Source organism: Arthrobacter sp. YAF16 (assembly GCF_052113385.1).
Taxonomy (GTDB): domain Bacteria; phylum Actinomycetota; class Actinomycetes; order Actinomycetales; family Micrococcaceae; genus Arthrobacter.
In genome coordinates, this window is sequence record NZ_JBFRDC010000001.1 from 525130 (window position 1) to 540207 (window position 15078).

The window sequence follows — 15078 nt, forward strand, 5'->3', positions numbered from 1 at the left end:
ATTGATGTTTCCATCATATCGTTCGGGTGCAAGCGCCGCGGGGCGGTGTAACGGGGAAAGCCATCCGAAGGCAGGGCGCTAGGCTGGAACCATGACTATCAATCCGGATCTGCAGGGCCGCAGTTACCCTGCCGCAGAGGTGTACGACGTCGGCCGCGAGAAGATCCGCGAGTTCGCGCGCGCGGTCAAAGCCACCCACCCCGCCCACTTCGACGTGGACGCCGCCAGGGCCCTGGGCCACGGCGACCTCGTGGCCCCGCCCACCTTCGCGATCATCGTCGCGCAGCGCGCCGACGCGCAGCTGATCGAGGACCCGGATTCCGGCATCGACTTCTCCCGCGTGGTCCACGCCGACCAGCGCTTCGTCCACCACCGCCCGATCGTCGCCGGGGACCGGCTCGTGGCCGAACTGCACGTCGACGGCGTCCGCGCCATGGGGGGAGGCGCCATGATCACCACCCGCTCCGAGATCTTCGCCCTCGCCGGCAGCGATGCGGCCGCCCCGCGTGAAGCCGTCGCCACCACCACCTCGTCCATCCTGGTCCGCGGAGAGGGACAGTAAGCCATGGCCCCCACATTTTCAGAACTCACGGTCGGCCAGGACCTCGGCAGCCGAAGCATCGAGGTCACACGCACAGACCTCGTCAAGTACGCCGGCGCCTCCGGTGACTTCAACCCGATCCACTGGAACGAGGCCTTCGCCACCGGCGTCGGCCTCCCCGGCGTGATCGCCCACGGCATGTTCACGATGGGCGCCGCCGTCCAGCTCGTGACCGACTGGGCCGGTGACCCGGCCGCCGTCGTCGACTTCCAGACCCGCTTCAGCAAGCCGGTCCCGGTGGCCGACACCACCGGTACCCCGGACGCCGGCGCGGTGATCGAGGTCAGCGGCGCCATTGGGGCGCTCGACGCCGACGCGGGCACCGCCCGCGTGGACCTCACCGTCGTCGCAGGCGGGCAGAAGGTCCTCATGAAGGCCCAGGCCGTCGTCAGGCTGGCCTGACCGAATGATCCAGCCGTGAGGGTCCGTGTGGCCCAGTCCGCCGAGGTGACCCGGTGGCGCAACGCCGTCGTGGTGGCCTATGCCTTCAGCGGGATAGCCTTCGCCAGCTGGGTGTCCCGGCTTCCGGCCATCCGTGACGGACTCGACCTCACGCCCGGGAACGTCGGCCTGCTGCTGCTCTGCATGACGCTGGGCTCCTTCGTCTCGGTCTCCGCGTCCGGGCTGATCGTGCTGCGTTTCGGCTCCAAGCAGACCATCCGGATCGGCAGCATCATGGTGGGCGCCGGGCTGGTCCTCGCCGGGTTCGGGACGTCGGTCCTGGTCAACCCGCTGGCGGTGGCGGCTGGGCTCGTGGTGGTTGGCCTCGGCACGGCCAGCTGGAACACGGCGTCCAACGTGGAAGGCGCCGCCGTCGAGCGCGCGGTGCGCCGGCACATCATGCCGCGGCTGCATGGCGCGTTCAGCCTGGGCACCGTCGCGGGCGCGGGCGCGGGGGCCTGGGCTGCCGGCGCCGGCGTGCCGGTCTTCTGGCACCTGGCCGCCGTGGGACTGCTCGTCGCCGGTTCCGTGGCCACGGCCGCCAGCTGGTTCCGCGCCGACATCACCCCGGTCGAGGCCGAGAAGGATTTCACCCCGTCCGGGCCGGACACCTTTGAGGATCCCTCCACCGGTCCGCTGCCCATCATCAGCCAGGCCACACAGGGCCCGGAAGAACCGCTGGATAACAAACGGCAGATCGCGCAGGCCTGGCGGGACCGCCGGACCCTGCTGCTCGGCGTCCTGGTGCTCGGGCTCGCCCTGGCCGAGGGCGCGGCGGGGGACTGGGTGGCGCTGGCGCTCGCCGACGGGCACGGCCAGTCCGACGCCGCCGGAGCCGCCGGCTACGGCCTCTTCGTCACTTTCATGACCGTGGGCCGTTTCGCCGGCACCCTGGTGCTGGACCGTTACGGCCGGGTCCCGGTGATGCGCTGGTGCGCGGCGCTGGCCGTGGCGGGACTGGGCCTGTTCGTCTTCGCGCCGGTTCCCTGGCTGGCCTACGTCGCCCTGGCCGTCTGGGGGCTGGGCGCCTCGCTGGGCTTCCCGGTCGGCATGTCCGCCGCCGCGGACGACCCCGTCAAGGCCGCCGCGCGCGTCTCGGTGGTCTCCACCATCGGCTACGGGGCGTTCCTCTGCGGACCGCCACTGCTGGGCCTACTGGCCGAGCACGTCGGCATCCTGCACTCGCTGCTCGCCGTCATGGTGATGCTCGTCGTCAGCTTCCTGCTTTCCCCGGTGGCGCGCAAGGCCGCCTAGGCCCGGCCCTGCCGCCTTTCCGGGCATACGCCGAACCCGGCTAGGCTGGTGGGGTGACCCAGACACTGCTTTCCGCCCTGACCACGGCCGGCGTCGGCGGCCCCGCCGCCAACTACGTCGAAGCCCGCACCGAAGCGGAGATCATCGACGCTGTCCGCACGGCCGACGCCGCCGGCGAGCCGCTGCTGATCATCGGCGGGGGCTCCAACCTGCTTGTCGGCGACGAAGGCTTCCCCGGAACCGTCGTGAAAATCGCGTCGGAAGGATTCACCGTCAATGCTGAGGCTTCCTGCGGCGGAGTCGCCGTCGTGGTCCAGGCCGGGCACAACTGGGACGCCCTCGTGGAGCATGCCGTCAAGCATGCCTGGTCGGGCGTAGAGGCCCTGTCCGGGATCCCCGGCGCCACCGGCGCGACGCCGGTGCAGAACGTCGGAGCCTACGGCTCCGACGTCTCGCAAACCATCGCCGCGGTGCGCACCTGGGACCGGGAACGCAATGCCGTCCAGACGTTCACCAATTCGGAGCTCAAGTTCGGCTACCGGGACTCCGTGCTGAAACAGACCACCACCAACGGCTCTCCGCGGTACGTGGTGCTCACGGTCGAATTCCAGCTGCCGCTGGGCCGGATGAGCGCTCCGATCCGCTACGCCGAACTGGCCCGGGCTCTCGGCGTCGAGACCGGCCAGCGGGCCTACTCCAACGACGTCCGGCGCGAGGTGCTCCGGCTCCGGGCCTCCAAGGGCATGGTGCTGGATGCGGCGGACCGGGATACGTACTCCACCGGATCCTTCTTCACGAACCCGATCGTGCCCGTCGAGGTTGCCGCGGGGCTGCCCGAGGATGCCCCCCGCTACCCGGGCGGCGCCGAGGGCCTGACCAAGCTCTCCGCGGCCTGGCTGATCGACCATGCCGGCTACGGAAAGGGCTTCGGGCTTGAGCCGGGCAGCGTCTCCGGCGGCCGGGCCTCGCTGTCGACCAAGCACACCCTGGCCATCACCAACCGGGGAGGCGCCAGCGCGGCAGATCTCCTGGCGGTTGCCCGCGAGGTGCGCCGCGGCGTCGTCGAACGCTTCGGTATTGAGCTGCACCCCGAGCCGCTGCTGATCGGCGTCGAGCTCTAAGTCAGGGGCCGGCGCCGGGCCTAGTTCCTGCCGCGGCGGGGGACCACCTTGCTGAAGAGCATGAAGGTGAAGCCGGACGCTGCAGCGCCCAGCAGGAAGACCTGGCAGAACGCCACGGACTGGGCGCTGGGCCCGCTCCGCAGCAGAAGCCCGGCGCAGGCGAAAGCCACCGCCCCGGCCAGCAGTGCCAGCGAACCGAGGAGGAAACTGTGCACTGTGGCGGGAAACTCCGCGCCGGGATCCGGGTCGGCTTCCCTGCGGTCGGCGTTCTGCAACGCCGGAGACCGCGGCTGGATCATCGCAGCCGTGACAAAGCTGACCACGGCTACCGCCATGGACGCGGCGGACACCGTCTGGAACGTTGTCATCATGGGGGAGAGACGGGTGCCGCTGGCGATGGCGACGGCCAGTCCGGCGGCCATACCGGCCGCGCTGGAGGCCCAGCCCAACAGGGCCAGCCTCCTGCACAGGGGCCGCAGGAGAGGCCACACATCACCCAAAGTCATGCATCCACGGTAATGAAGCCGGCTGGACGCAGGCTGGGAGAGGACCGGGCGGTGGCCGCGCACCGGCCGGATTCCGCCGGGGCGGCTGAGCCCGGCCTAGGATGTTGTCATGGCAGCAGTGGTGCGCACGCGTCTGAGCCGGAGCGTCATGGGCCGGCTCCGCCTGGTCTCCCAAGGGCTTGCCGGCCCGGCTTTCGAGTCTGTTCCCGGCGCCGTCCGGGGCATGACCGCCATGCAGGCGCAGGACCTCCAGGCTGCGCTGTGGGCCGTAGGGCAGCGCGTGCCGGGCTCCCGCGCGGCCGATGTCCGCGCTTCGCTGGACCGCGGCGAAATCGTCCGGTCCTGGCCGATGCGCGGCACGCTGCACCTGTTGGCGCCCGAGGACTTGAAATGGGTCCTGGACATCACCTCCGCCCGCCTCATCAAAGGCCTGGCGGGGCGGCACCGGGAACTGGGCATCTCCGCCGCGGACGTCGACGCCGCCGCGGATGCCGCCCTGCAGCGGGTCGCCGGCGGGGCAGCAGCCAGCCGGGCGGAGCTGTTCCAGGCCTTCGAACAAGCCGGCCAGTCCACGGCAGGCCAGCGCGGCATCCATCTCCTGGGGACCCTGTGCCAGCGCGGCCTGCTGGTGCTGGGCCCGCTCGCCGGCAACCAGCAGCTGGTGGTGGCGTTTGACGACTGGATCAAGGACTCGCGGCGGCTGGGCCGCGAGGAAGGGATCGCCGAGTGGCTGCTGCGCTACCTCTACAGCCACGGCCCTGCCACCGAACGTGACTTCGCCTGGTGGTCCGGCGTCCCGCTGACCGAGGTCCGGGCTGCGCTGGCAGACGTGCGCGACCGGCTGGCGGAGCTGGAATTTGACGGAAAAACCTACTGGCTCTCCCCGCAGACGGCGGCCCTGCTCGACGGCGCCGTCCCCGGCCAGCGCACCGTGCTGGCGCTGCCCGGATTCGACGAGTTCCTCCTCGGCTACACCGACCGGTCCATCGCGCTGCACGCGCAGCACGCGGACAAGATCGTCCCCGGCGGCAACGGCGTGTTCAAGAAGACCCTCGTGGCCGGGGGCGCCGTGGTCGGGACCTGGGCGGCGCCCGGCAACGGCCGGTCCGGCGCCATCGCGCCCGAACCGTTCGACGACGTTAACGGGCTGCGGCCTGCGGCTCGGAAATCCTTTGAGCTGCAGGCCGCGAAGTACCGCCGGTTCCTCGGCCTCGACCGAACCTGACCGGACCCGCAGGGGCTAGAGGGTCCCGGTGGCGATCTTAAGCATGCGCCGCAGCGGCTCCGCGGCGCCCCAGAGGAGCTGGTCGCCGACGGTGAACGCGCTGATGTACTCCGGGCCCATTTCGAGCTTGCGGATGCGGCCCACCGGGATGTCCAGGGTGCCGGACGCCGCCACCGGGGTCAGGTCCGCCATCGAGGCTTCCTTGGTGTTGGGCACCACGGTGGCCCATTCGTTGTCCGCGTCCAGGAGCTTCTCGATCTCGGGGACGGAGAGGTCTTCGCGGAGCTTGAGCGTGAGCGCCTGGGAGTGGGAGCGCATGGCGCCGATCCGGACGCACAGGCCGTCCATGATGACGCGGTCCGCGCCGGTGGTGCCCAGGATCTTGTTGGTTTCCACCCCGGCCTTCCACTCTTCCTTCGACTGGCCGTTGCCGAGGTCCGCGTCGATCCAGGGGATCAGCGAGCCCGCCAGCGGCACACCGAACTGGGTGGCGTCGATGTCGGTGCGCTGGTGGGCCAGGACCTTGCGGTCGATCTCCAGGATCGCCGACGCCGGGTCGTCCAGTTCGCTGCTGACCTCGGCGTTCAGCGTGCCGAACTGGCTCAGCAGTTCACGCATGTGCCGGGCACCACCTCCGGACGCGGCCTGGTAGGTCATCGAGGTGCCCCATTCGACGAGGCCGTTCTTGAACAGGCCGCCGAGGCCCATCAGCATGCAGGAGACCGTGCAGTTGCCGCCGATGTAGTCCTTCACGCCGCCGGAGAGGCCGGCGTCGATGACGTCGCGGTTGATCGGGTCCAGCACGATGATCGAGTCGTCGTTCATGCGGAGGGTGGAAGCGGCGTCGATCCACAGGCCGTCCCAGCCGCGGCTGCGCAGCTCGCCGTGCACCCGCTTGGTGTAGTCGCCGCCCTGGGCGGTCACAATGATCGGCAGCTTCGCCAGCGTCTCGACGTCGAACGCGTCCTCGAGCTTGCCGGCAGCGCCTGCCGCCGCACCGGCGATGGCCGGGGCGGCACCTCCGGCGTTCGAGGTGGAGAAGAAGACCGGGTTGATGTTGGCGAAGTCGCCCTCGTCCTGCATACGCTGCATCAGGACGGAGCCGACCATGCCACGCCAACCGACCAGTCCGACGGACGGGGTAGCTGCTGTAGTCATTGGGCCAGTTTAGACTTTGCGGTGCCTGGCCCGCAGCCGGTTACGTCACGTGGGTACGTCGGCCCTCCCGCAGGGCTCGGCAACGTCCCGTATCAGTTCAGCTGGCGCGGGCTGGGCTCCGGAAGGCCGCGCTCGCGGCGGATGCGCCTGGCCTTGAATTCGGAGACGGCGAGCCGAACAGCGTAGAGCACACCCGAGGCGCCGACCACGGTCAGCACGAGAGCGCCCCACAGCGGGCTTTCGCCCCGCGAGGTAGGGGCGGCGACGAGGAAAATCGAGAACACGGTCACCGCGGCGAACACGGCCGCCAGAAGGACCATCCCGGACGCCGTGGCGACGATCGGGCCGGACCCGGCGCGGGCAAAGCCGATCTCGTCCGCGGCGTAGGAGTGCAGTCGCCCGTGGTCCATGGTCCTGGTCAGGAACCGTTTCTCCCCGGCAGCCACTGCCCGTTCATGGCGGGCCCGGATCTCTTCGTCGTGCTGGTGGTTGTCAGTGTCTGTAGGCACGTGGTTCTACCTTCTGGATGGTGTGGATGACGCATTCGCAGTCGGGTACGTTATGCGAGCGAGCGATGCCCGGCCCTGCGAACTACTGCGAGATGTGCCCGGCTCCAGGCTCGGGCGCCTGCCGCTCCGTCCGTAGCTTTTTGGCCCGGTACTCGTCACTTGCCATGCCGAAGGTATACCAGGCTCCGAAACCGCCGAATGCCGTCAGGAACAGTGCTCCCCAGAAAGGCTGCTCACCGCGGCCCACAGGGGCCAGCAGGATCACCCCGGAAAGAATGACTAAGAGCCCCATGACGGCGGCAAGGATTCCCATGCCCCACCAGGACCGGACCTGCACCTGGCCGCGGCCGGGGGAAAACCCGATTTCGTCCGCGGGGTAACTGTGCAGTTCGCCTGTGTCGGTCTTTCGCAGCACGCGCTTCTCGCCCCGCGCGAGCGCCTCCTTGTGCTCGGCATAGACGTCGTCGTTGCGGCGTTCACGCTCGCGATCGAAGCTCACAGTTCGTCCTGACTAACGGTGCGGATCTGCTCGGGAAGACGGTTGCCAGCGGCCCTTCAGAGGACGCCGTCGCGCCCACCGGGCCACGGAACTTTTTACCTGCGGAGAAGCTACTTGACCGGCCTCGGCAGGTTGCGGGCCTTACGCAGCTTCTCGGCTTTGCGTTCCTTGAAGTAGCCGGCCCAGCCGGCGAACAGTGGATAGAGTACCAGCACGTACATCCACCAGATCTCGCCCATGATGTGCCACTGGTCGGTGACGGCCATCTGGACCACGCCGTAGAGCATCAGTCCGAAGAAGGCGGTTATCAACAGGGCCAGGAACAGCAGGCCGCCGGAGGCGTTCAACGGCTTGATGATGCCCAGCCCGTCGTCTTTGCGTACGCCGTATTCCTTGTCGGTATAGCTGACAATTTCGCCATTTTCGGCCATCCGGTGCTTCACGGGCGCCTCCGGGGCCGGCGGCGGTGTGTAACCGCGTTCCTGGGGCACGTCCCGGCTACGCCTCGCCACGGGACCCTCGCGGCTTCAGGAGATTACCTCCGGTGCCGTAGGCCTGCGCAGCATTCGACGAGATCGTCGGACCCTCGGCGACGTCGGGAAAATTCAGCATGCTCCGCGACTGAAAGGGGAGCGGCGGTGCCTCCGTCACGCTACTCGACCGGCCGCGGCAGGTTGCCGGCCTTGCGGAGCTTTTCGGCCTTGCGTTCCTTGAAGTAGTTGAACCAGGCAGCGGCGAAGGGGAAGATGCAGGCGGGAAAGACCCACCAGACCTCGCCGGCGATGTGCCAGGCGTCCTGCCTGATGATCTGGACGACGAAGTAGACCAGCCCTCCCATTCCGATCGTCAGCAGGATAGCCAGGAAGAGAATGCCGTTGGCGCTATTGACGGGTTTGATCACGCCGAGGCCTTCATCCTTGCGGACCCCGTACTCTTCGGCGCTGTAAGCGACAAGATCCCCGTTGTCCGCCCTGCGGCGGATCGGGCGCTCTGGCCCGGCTCCCCGCTCAGGCTCTCCTTGCGCGCCGTCGCGGGCGGGATCCTGGGGGGTGTTCTGATTATGCCTGTCCACGGGACTCCTCAATCGCCCGCAGCAGCGCGGCGTCGTCCAGGCCTGCGGTTTCCACGACCTCATCCGTCTCGAAGTCGGGCACGCCGGTCGTCCACGTTTCGCCTTCCCGGCGCACCAGCAGACGGGTCTCGGCAGTGAGGGATTTGAACACGAAATAGGCAGAGCCGCCGGGGGTTTCTGCGGCGTGCTGCTTGACCAGCCGCAGCGTAGCCTCGGCCGAGCTGATGGCGGGGTCCTGCGCGAACACGAACCAGGTGCCCAGCAGCCGGGGCTGCAGCATCAGCGCGACGTCGGGGGCTTCGATGAGCAACACGTTGTCCATCGACTCGGGTGCCAGGAGGGACACCTCCGTCCAGTGGGTTGCGTGGCCGAAAGCGGACGCGACGGCGGCGGCGACACCGGTCACGCCGAGCTCTCCCTCCTCGTTGACCGTGGCCAAGTCCCGTGCAAGGAGCGAGGAGGCGCCGGCGGTCGCCAGAGTGACGTCGTCCACCATCTCTTCAGCCCGGAAGACGCTGACGGAACGGTCACGGGCCGGTCCCTCGAAAACATCAAGCAGGTACGCGATTTCCCCGATGCCGAAGCCGATGACATCGACGCCGAGCCGGGGCTCGTAGGCAGTTTCATCCTGAACTGTCATGTGATTCTCCTAATCTAGAAGCCGAAGAAGTGTGCCACGGATTCGCCGGCATCCTTGACGCTGTCAGCGGCATCGCTGACGAACTTGCCCGGATCCTTGACGGCGTCGACGATGCCTTCCCCGACGTTCTTGCCGACGCTGCTGATGGTGTCCCAGTTCTCGTAAACGGCTACGCCCACGCTCGCCACCTGGCAGATGGTCCCGGCAGGCGGCGGCATGAAGCATCCGACGCCGAGCATCGTTTTGCCAAGGCTGGCGGCGCCACCCTTGAGGTCGCCGTCCGCGAAGCTCTTTACTGTGTCCACGGCGTTGAATCCGACTCCGGCCCAGCCGAGAGTGCGGGACAGTCCGGACTTCCCGAGCCAGTCCCAGCTCTTGTTGGCCCCGAAGAGCTGCCGCTCTTCGAGCAGCGGCGCCAGACGTGACAGCCCGGGTATGTGCTTGTTGAGGTCCTTGAGCGACGCGATGTCCGAGGCCTTGTCGATCAGGCCGAGGGCCCTGCTGGACTTCGTCGATGCCGTGAGCAGCTCTTTGAGCGGGTCGCTGCGCAAGAGGTTGCTTGCGGTGAATCCGGGTCCCCCCAACCGGTGGCGGCCGGTGGTGAAGAACGCCTTGGACAGTGCATCCCGCTCGTTCTTCAAGACCCAGCCGTACTGTCCGAGGTGCTTGGCCAGGGTGAGCGGGGTCTTGAAGTTCTTCTGGATCCCCATGAACATTTTGAGGCGGGCGGCTCCGCCGGCGAGGATGCCGCCGGCCACGGCCCAGGCCCCGGGGCCGGCGCCGTGGCCGAGGGGGCCCAGCGGGCCGCCGCCGGAGCCCGGGGCGGCGTTGCTGGCCTTCTCCTGCTCGTCGGCCTGGGTCAGGAGTACCTTGGACTGCTGCTTCAGCGCCCGGGCGGTCTGCTGGATCAAGGCACGGTGGGTGTCGTTCCAGTCGGACTTGAAGCGCGCGCCGTCGGCGCCCTTCCACGAGGTGTTGTTGTTGATCGTGGACGTGAGGACCGAGGACTGCTGCAGTAGCGTTTCCGACGTCTTGCCGAAGTGCTGCGCGAGCGACCGAAGCTGGGCGACATCGGCGCCCCACACGTTACCTGCCATGATGGCATCCCCCCTTACGGGCAACAGCCTAACGGGCCACTGCCAAGACCAAGTGCATTCCAGCTCATTACAGCCAGACCAAAGAATCTGACCGGCCCCAATCTAGCCGTGCCGCCGGGATCGCGCGATGGGGTGGTCTCCCCATCCGCCGGCACCGGCGGGAGCCGCGGCCGGTGCCGCTACTCGCCGTCGGGCTCCGCCAGCAGTGCGCTCTTGCGCCGGCGCAGGGCGAACATGGCGCCGAAAGCGAACAGCTGCGTGACGACGACGAGCACGATCGCGCCCGCGATCTTGTTGCCGCCGAGGATCATGGTCAGTCCCACGATCGCGGACAGCAGCGCCAGCAGGGGCAGCAGCATGTAGCCGAGGACAAAGAGGATTTCCGGTTTACGCAGCACTATTTGGCCTCCGTCCGCCGCCACAGGGTGATGCGGTACCGCGTGCCGTTCGCCGCAGTCAGCCAGCCGTCGGGCGGGAGGCTGGCCTCCGCGGTCCAGTCGTAGCCGAGTTCCGGGGCGAAGGTGTCGCCCTCCGTCGCGGTGTCGATGGTCGTCACGACGGCGACGTCGGCGAGGTCGAGGGACTGCGTGAAGATCTCGCCGCCGCCGATGATCCAGACCATCTCGGGGCCGGACGCGAACTGCGACTCCAGCAAGGCGTCGTCGAGGGATTTGACCGCCAAGGCGCCGTCGGCCTCCGGCGTCCCGCCCCAGCCTTCCTGCCGGGTGATGACAATGTTCGTCCGGCCGGGCAGCGGCCGGTACTTGTCCGGGAAGGAATCCCAGGTCTTGCGCCCCATGATGACGGGGTGCCCGGCCGTGAGCCGGCTGAAGTGCTTCATATCCTCTGGAAGGTGCCACGGCATGGTCCCGGCCTGGCCGATCACTCCCGTGCTGGTCTGCGCCCACACCAGGCCGAGGCCGGTGACGGTGCCGCGGAGCTGCTCGGTGAAATCGACGGGATCCGTGGGGTTGCTGGTCTCGTTGCTCATACGGCTATCGGGGCCTTAATCGTTGGATGGTGCTGGTATCCGACGACCTCGAAGTCCTCGAGGGTGTAGTCGAAGATGGACTCCGGCTTGCGGGTGATCCTCAGCTGCGGATATTCGTAGGGCTCCCGGCCCAGCTGCGTGAGGACCTGGTCCAGGTGGTTCTCGTAGATGTGGACATCGCCGCCGGTCCAGACGAACTCACCCGGTTCCAGCCCGGTCTGCTGGGCCAGCATGCAGGTCAGCAGGGCGTAGGAGGCGATGTTGAAGGGCACACCCAGGAAAGTGTCCGCGGAGCGCTGGTACAGCTGGCAGGAGAGTTTGCCGTCGGCGACGTAGAACTGGAAGAAGGCGTGGCAGGGGGGCAGGGCCATGTTCTTGAGCTCTGCCACGTTCCAGGCCGAGACGATGTGGCGGCGTGAATCGGGGTTGCTTTTGAGGTTCTCCACCAGTTCCGCGATCTGGTCGATGTGCCCGCCGTCGGGCGTGGGCCAGGAGCGCCACTGGACGCCGTAGACCGGGCCGAGTTCGCCGTCGGCGTCGGCCCATTCGTTCCAGATGGTGACGCCCTGGTCCTGCATCCACTTCACGTTGCTGTCCCCGCGCAGGAACCACAAGAGTTCCACGGCGACGGACTTGAAGTGCACGCGCTTGGTGGTGATGAGCGGGAAGCTCTTGCCCAGGTCGAAGCGGAGTTGCCGGCCGAACACGCTGCGGGTGCCCGTCCCGGTGCGGTCCGATTTGTGGGTGCCGTGCTCGAAGACATCGCGCAGCAGGTCTTCGTAGGGCGTTGGGATGCTCACGCTCCCAGTCTACTGAGAAGAGTCTTGCTCGCCGTATTCATGGCTTTGGCCGAGCCGGGCGCGCATCACGGCGAGCAACGCGCCGTCGTCGAGGCCGGCCGCGCGGCCTGCGGCAATGCAGCGGTCGACGGCGGCGATCACCGCGGCGTTCGGTCCGGCCGCCGGCCGCGCCGGGACAGCATCACCGAGGGCGCCACCCGGGCCGTCCCCGCCGACCGGGCCGGCGACGACGGTTCCGTTGCGGCGCCCGGTCTGGATCAGCCCGGCTTGTTCGAGCTCCTTGTAGGCACGTGCGACGGTTCCGGCCGCAATGCCGAGGTCTGCGGCGAGGCGCCGGACGGTCGGCAACCGGGTTCCCGGCGGCAGCGCCCCGATGACGATCAGCGAGGCGATCTGCGCCCGAATCTGCTCGTACGGCGGTGTGGCCGAGCGGAGGTCGATGGAGATTCCCGCGGTCACGCGGCGGGCTCCTTGTCCCGCCGCGGCACGGGTCCGGCCGGGCTGCGCGCGGGGCCGGCGACGGGGATAACGGCGATGATGGTGGCAAGGGTGCCGAGGACCGCTCCGGCCAGGGTCGCCGGCCACCACGTGTTGGCGTCGGGATTGAATGGTCCCCCGAAGGATTCGGCTGCAAACAAGGCAGCCCACGCGGGCCCCTGGGTCAGCAGCAACACGGCGGCCTGGGCGGTGAACAGGGCCGCGAGGGTCCGCACGGTCCGGTGGATCGCGACGGCGCGCAGCGCGGCGTCCATGCCGGCGGCAAGACCGGGGACCCCCTGCCGGTGCCTGGCGGCGAGGAAAGCCGGCACCGAGGCAAGCGCGCCGCCGGCCGCGAGGAGGGCCGGCGGAACCCAGTCCGGCTCGCCATAGAGCCGTTCCTGACCGACCGCCGTGACTGCCAGGGCCAGCAGGAACGACAGCAGGGCCAGGACGGCGGTGGTCAGCATTGCCGGGCTAACCGGCTGCCGCGGCCAGTTGCGCGGCGCTCCCGGGTCGCCGTAGTTGCGCTGCAGGAGCAGTTCGCCGGCCGCAATGACCGCCAGCACCGCGGCCGCCATCAGGGTAGCGAAGCCCGCCATTCCGAAGCCCGCCGCGGCGGCGGTCAATCCGGGGACGATGAAGACCCCCGCCAGCAGGGGCACCGCCGCCGCGAGTCCCAGCAGCGGACCCAGCGACGAGACCAGCCGGGCCGCGGGGTGCTGGCCGCCGGCCTGCAGTCCTGCAGGCGGCCGGTTGCGCGCGCCCAGCCCGGCGGCCGCGAGCCGCGGCGGCCCCCAAAACCACATCATCAAGAGGACACCCATGCCCGCCAGGCCGGCCGCATTCGTCCAGGACGAGACGCCGGTTGACGGGTCCGGCCGCGCTGCGAAGTTGCCTGCGATCACGCCCAGCCCCGCAGCCACTATGGAAGCGGTCCGCAGCAGGCGGTTCATGGCGATGGTGCGCAGCACCGCATTGTCGCCGGCGTCGAGGGCCTCCAGTTGGCGGCGGCTGGCAATCAGCCACAGCACCAGCATCGTCCCGGCGGCCAGGACGGCCAGGGCTCCGCCCAGCCAGGCGGCTAGCTCAACCCCGGGAATACGGCCGTCAACGCCCAGCGTCTGCCGGGTGTACGGGCCGTCCGCCACGGTTGTGGGCGGCACGGGTGCGAACCCCGGCAGCGTGGCGGTCCACGCGATGAGCGCGCCGGCGGCGGCAAAGACGGCCGCCGTGACCGCGGCCAGCCGGTGCGGCAGGAAGTCGCGGATCCGCCGGACCGACAGGACGGTCTGCCGCCGCATTCGCCGCGGCCCCGGATAGCTGACCTGGCCGAGCGCGTGTACGCCCAGGCAGCCCAGGATCGGCCAGGTAAGGGCAGGCAGGATCGTCGCGGGGGTCGTCATGGCGCCGCCGGCGGAAGGGTCGGCCGGAATGATGCCCAGATTCATGGCGCCCTGCAGCGAGCTCGCCAGCCAGCCGATGACCCCCACCCACAATGCGTGTTCCGACACCGATGCCGGGGAGGTGCCTGTATCCGGCGCCCAGATTACCCAGCGCAGCACGGCGTAGACCAGCACGGCGGCGATGATCGGGCCGAACAGCAGCATCGATGGAAAGTAGAACTCGCCCGGCATGAAATCCCCCAAAGATCCCGCAGTTATGTACCAAGTACTTGATACAAACTAGGGCCGGGGGACGCCGGGGTCAAGGACCCTAGTCGTCGAAGGGCCGGAACTGCTCCACGGCCACGACCTTGCCCTTGCTGTGCGAGACATGGCAGACGATGATTTCCCCGGGCGAGAGGAATGGATCGTTTGAGGGCAGCAGGGCCCGCAGCCGGGAGTTCATGTGCTTGCCCAGTTGCGCAAAGACCGTGGGCAGTGCGGGGCGGTGCGTGCACAGTGCCACCGGGCGCCCCTTGTCGAACAGGGATTCGACGACGTTGGCGGTCTTGTGCGGGCTCCGGCCGTGCAGGTGCTCGGTCAGTGATTCATGCAGCTTCACCTTGGCGTCGACGGCCTTGGCATAGGGCGCGACTGTGGCTACGCAGCGTAGCCAGGGACTCGTCACCACCCGCGACGGGCTCCACGCCTGGAGCAGCCGGCCCACGGCCTGGGCCTGGCGTGTTCCGGTGGCAGCCAGCGGACGGTCGCCCTCGGCCTTTGACCAGGACGAGCGCGGCTTGGCTTTGGCATGACGCAACACCAGCAGCGGCCAGGTGTCCAGTTCGCCGCGGGAGTGTGCCGCCGCGAGGTGCTCCAGCGGGGCCCGGTCGCTGGGGTTGCTGAGCAGGCCGGCGGCCTTCTCCGGCGAACACCACATGACGCTGTCCACCTCTTTGCCATCCGGGCGGAGCGGGGCACCGTCGACGTCGACCGCCCAATAGTGCACCACCTTCAGGCCTGCTGCCACGTGGTAATGGATGGGCGGGAGCGGGATGCCCAGGGGAGCCTTGAGGCCGATTTCCTCTTCCACCTCGCGGGCGGCGCACTCGGGAACGGTCTCGCCCGGATCAAGCTTGCCCTTGGGCCAGGACCAGTCGTCGTAGCGGGGGCGGTGGATCAGCAGGACCTCAAGCTTGTCTTTGTTGACGCGCCACGGCAGGGCGCCGGCCGCGACGACGGCTATGGCCTCGCCGGGATGGTCGGTCTGGTCCGCGACCAGTGAATCGCTGCTCACAACCG

Annotated in this window: 19 protein-coding genes; 5 read left to right on the forward strand and 14 right to left on the reverse strand. The window is 68.9% G+C overall.

The genetic code is table 11. The features are described 5' to 3' along the window. Positions 1-91: 91 nt before the first annotated feature. The 4 genes from AB4Y91_RS02495 to AB4Y91_RS02510 are packed head-to-tail and all read left to right on the forward strand — an operon-like array spanning position 92 to position 3417. The gene (locus AB4Y91_RS02495; protein ID WP_441416989.1) at positions 92-562 is read left to right on the forward strand and encodes an FAS1-like dehydratase domain-containing protein; all 471 of its coding nucleotides are present in this window, start codon (positions 92-94) and stop codon (positions 560-562) included. A 3-nt stretch (positions 563-565) separates the two neighbouring features. Next, complete coding sequence (locus tag AB4Y91_RS02500) at positions 566-1003, forward strand: MaoC family dehydratase (protein WP_441416990.1); 438 nt, start codon at positions 566-568, stop codon at positions 1001-1003. Positions 1004-1018: 15 nt separating this feature from the next. After that, positions 1019-2296 (forward strand): MFS transporter, encoded by a 1278-nt coding sequence (locus AB4Y91_RS02505; RefSeq protein ID WP_441416991.1) that lies wholly within the window; start codon positions 1019-1021, stop codon positions 2294-2296. A 53-nt stretch (positions 2297-2349) separates the two neighbouring features. Then, entirely contained in the window at positions 2350-3417 is a 1068-nt protein-coding gene (locus tag AB4Y91_RS02510; RefSeq protein WP_441416992.1) for a UDP-N-acetylmuramate dehydrogenase, read from the forward strand. Between the two features lie 20 nt (positions 3418-3437). Here AB4Y91_RS02510 and AB4Y91_RS02515 read toward each other — a convergent pair whose 3' ends face one another. Then, a complete protein-coding gene (locus tag AB4Y91_RS02515; protein ID WP_441416993.1) occupies positions 3438-3923 on the reverse strand; it encodes a hypothetical protein in 486 nt (161 codons plus the stop codon). Positions 3924-4032: 109 nt separating this feature from the next. Between AB4Y91_RS02515 and AB4Y91_RS02520 the strand changes: the two genes are divergently transcribed. After that, positions 4033-5148: a winged helix DNA-binding domain-containing protein gene (locus tag AB4Y91_RS02520; protein WP_441416994.1), complete on the forward strand. Its 1116-nt coding sequence runs from the start codon at positions 4033-4035 to the stop codon at positions 5146-5148. Positions 5149-5163: 15 nt separating this feature from the next. On the opposite strand, the gene asd is transcribed toward AB4Y91_RS02520, so the two are convergent. The 13 genes from asd to AB4Y91_RS02585 form a co-directional block, all read right to left on the reverse strand. After that, entirely contained in the window at positions 5164-6306 is a 1143-nt protein-coding gene (gene asd, locus AB4Y91_RS02525) for an aspartate-semialdehyde dehydrogenase (protein ID WP_441416995.1), read from the reverse strand. A gap of 92 nt (positions 6307-6398) precedes the next feature. Further along, positions 6399-6815 carry a hypothetical protein gene (locus AB4Y91_RS02530; RefSeq protein WP_441416996.1) on the reverse strand — a complete coding sequence of 139 codons (417 nt, stop codon included), beginning with the start codon at positions 6813-6815 and terminating at the stop codon, positions 6399-6401. Between the two features lie 82 nt (positions 6816-6897). Continuing rightward, complete coding sequence (locus AB4Y91_RS02535; RefSeq protein WP_441416997.1) at positions 6898-7314, reverse strand: hypothetical protein; 417 nt, start codon at positions 7312-7314, stop codon at positions 6898-6900. Between the two features lie 110 nt (positions 7315-7424). Next, a complete protein-coding gene (locus AB4Y91_RS02540) occupies positions 7425-7805 on the reverse strand; it encodes a hypothetical protein (protein ID WP_441416998.1) in 381 nt (126 codons plus the stop codon). 161 nt (positions 7806-7966) lie between these two features. Then, positions 7967-8386, reverse strand: a complete 420-nt coding sequence (locus AB4Y91_RS02545) for a hypothetical protein (protein ID WP_441416999.1) — start codon at positions 8384-8386, stop codon at positions 7967-7969. Continuing rightward, a complete protein-coding gene (locus AB4Y91_RS02550; protein WP_441417000.1) occupies positions 8373-9026 on the reverse strand; it encodes a hypothetical protein in 654 nt (217 codons plus the stop codon). The genes AB4Y91_RS02545 and AB4Y91_RS02550 overlap by 14 nt, the downstream gene beginning before the upstream one ends. A 14-nt stretch (positions 9027-9040) precedes the next feature. Then, positions 9041-10123: a WXG100 family type VII secretion target gene (locus AB4Y91_RS02555; RefSeq protein WP_441417001.1), complete on the reverse strand. Its 1083-nt coding sequence runs from the start codon at positions 10121-10123 to the stop codon at positions 9041-9043. A gap of 179 nt (positions 10124-10302) precedes the next feature. After that, positions 10303-10521, reverse strand: coding sequence for an NF038396 family protein (locus tag AB4Y91_RS02560; RefSeq protein ID WP_441417002.1), 219 nt, complete (start codon positions 10519-10521; stop codon positions 10303-10305). Further along, positions 10521-11114 (reverse strand): dihydrofolate reductase, encoded by a 594-nt coding sequence (locus tag AB4Y91_RS02565; RefSeq protein ID WP_441417003.1) that lies wholly within the window; start codon positions 11112-11114, stop codon positions 10521-10523. Before AB4Y91_RS02565 ends, AB4Y91_RS02560 begins: the two co-directional genes overlap by 1 nt. Beyond that, positions 11111-11914, reverse strand: a complete 804-nt coding sequence (locus AB4Y91_RS02570) for a thymidylate synthase (protein WP_441417004.1) — start codon at positions 11912-11914, stop codon at positions 11111-11113. The genes AB4Y91_RS02565 and AB4Y91_RS02570 overlap by 4 nt, the downstream gene beginning before the upstream one ends. Positions 11915-11923: 9 nt before the next feature. Continuing rightward, entirely contained in the window at positions 11924-12373 is a 450-nt protein-coding gene (locus tag AB4Y91_RS02575; RefSeq protein WP_441417005.1) for a GntR family transcriptional regulator, read from the reverse strand. Next, positions 12370-14028 (reverse strand): hypothetical protein, encoded by a 1659-nt coding sequence (locus AB4Y91_RS02580; protein WP_441417006.1) that lies wholly within the window; start codon positions 14026-14028, stop codon positions 12370-12372. Before AB4Y91_RS02580 ends, AB4Y91_RS02575 begins: the two co-directional genes overlap by 4 nt. Before the next feature lie 79 nt (positions 14029-14107). After that, positions 14108-15073, reverse strand: coding sequence for an NUDIX hydrolase (locus AB4Y91_RS02585; protein WP_441417007.1), 966 nt, complete (start codon positions 15071-15073; stop codon positions 14108-14110). Between the last annotated feature and the right edge of the window lie 5 nt (positions 15074-15078).

What these genes read in the sequence shown, in the direction of transcription:
- AB4Y91_RS02495 (WP_441416989.1), top strand. Translation starts at nt 92, where the DNA reads ATGACTATCAATCCGGATCTGCAGGGCCGCAGTTACCCTGCCGCAGAG.
- AB4Y91_RS02500 (WP_441416990.1), top strand. Translation starts at nt 566, where the DNA reads ATGGCCCCCACATTTTCAGAACTCACGGTCGGCCAGGACCTCGGCAGC.
- AB4Y91_RS02515 (WP_441416993.1), bottom strand. Translation starts at nt 3,923, where the DNA reads ATGACTTTGGGTGATGTGTGGCCTCTCCTGCGGCCCCTGTGCAGGAGG.
- AB4Y91_RS02520 (WP_441416994.1), top strand. Translation starts at nt 4,033, where the DNA reads ATGGCAGCAGTGGTGCGCACGCGTCTGAGCCGGAGCGTCATGGGCCGG.
- asd (WP_441416995.1), bottom strand. Translation starts at nt 6,306, where the DNA reads ATGACTACAGCAGCTACCCCGTCCGTCGGACTGGTCGGTTGGCGTGGC.
- AB4Y91_RS02550 (WP_441417000.1), bottom strand. Translation starts at nt 9,026, where the DNA reads ATGACAGTTCAGGATGAAACTGCCTACGAGCCCCGGCTCGGCGTCGAT.
- AB4Y91_RS02555 (WP_441417001.1), bottom strand. Translation starts at nt 10,123, where the DNA reads ATGGCAGGTAACGTGTGGGGCGCCGATGTCGCCCAGCTTCGGTCGCTC.
- AB4Y91_RS02565 (WP_441417003.1), bottom strand. Translation starts at nt 11,114, where the DNA reads ATGAGCAACGAGACCAGCAACCCCACGGATCCCGTCGATTTCACCGAG.
- AB4Y91_RS02580 (WP_441417006.1), bottom strand. Translation starts at nt 14,028, where the DNA reads ATGCCGGGCGAGTTCTACTTTCCATCGATGCTGCTGTTCGGCCCGATC.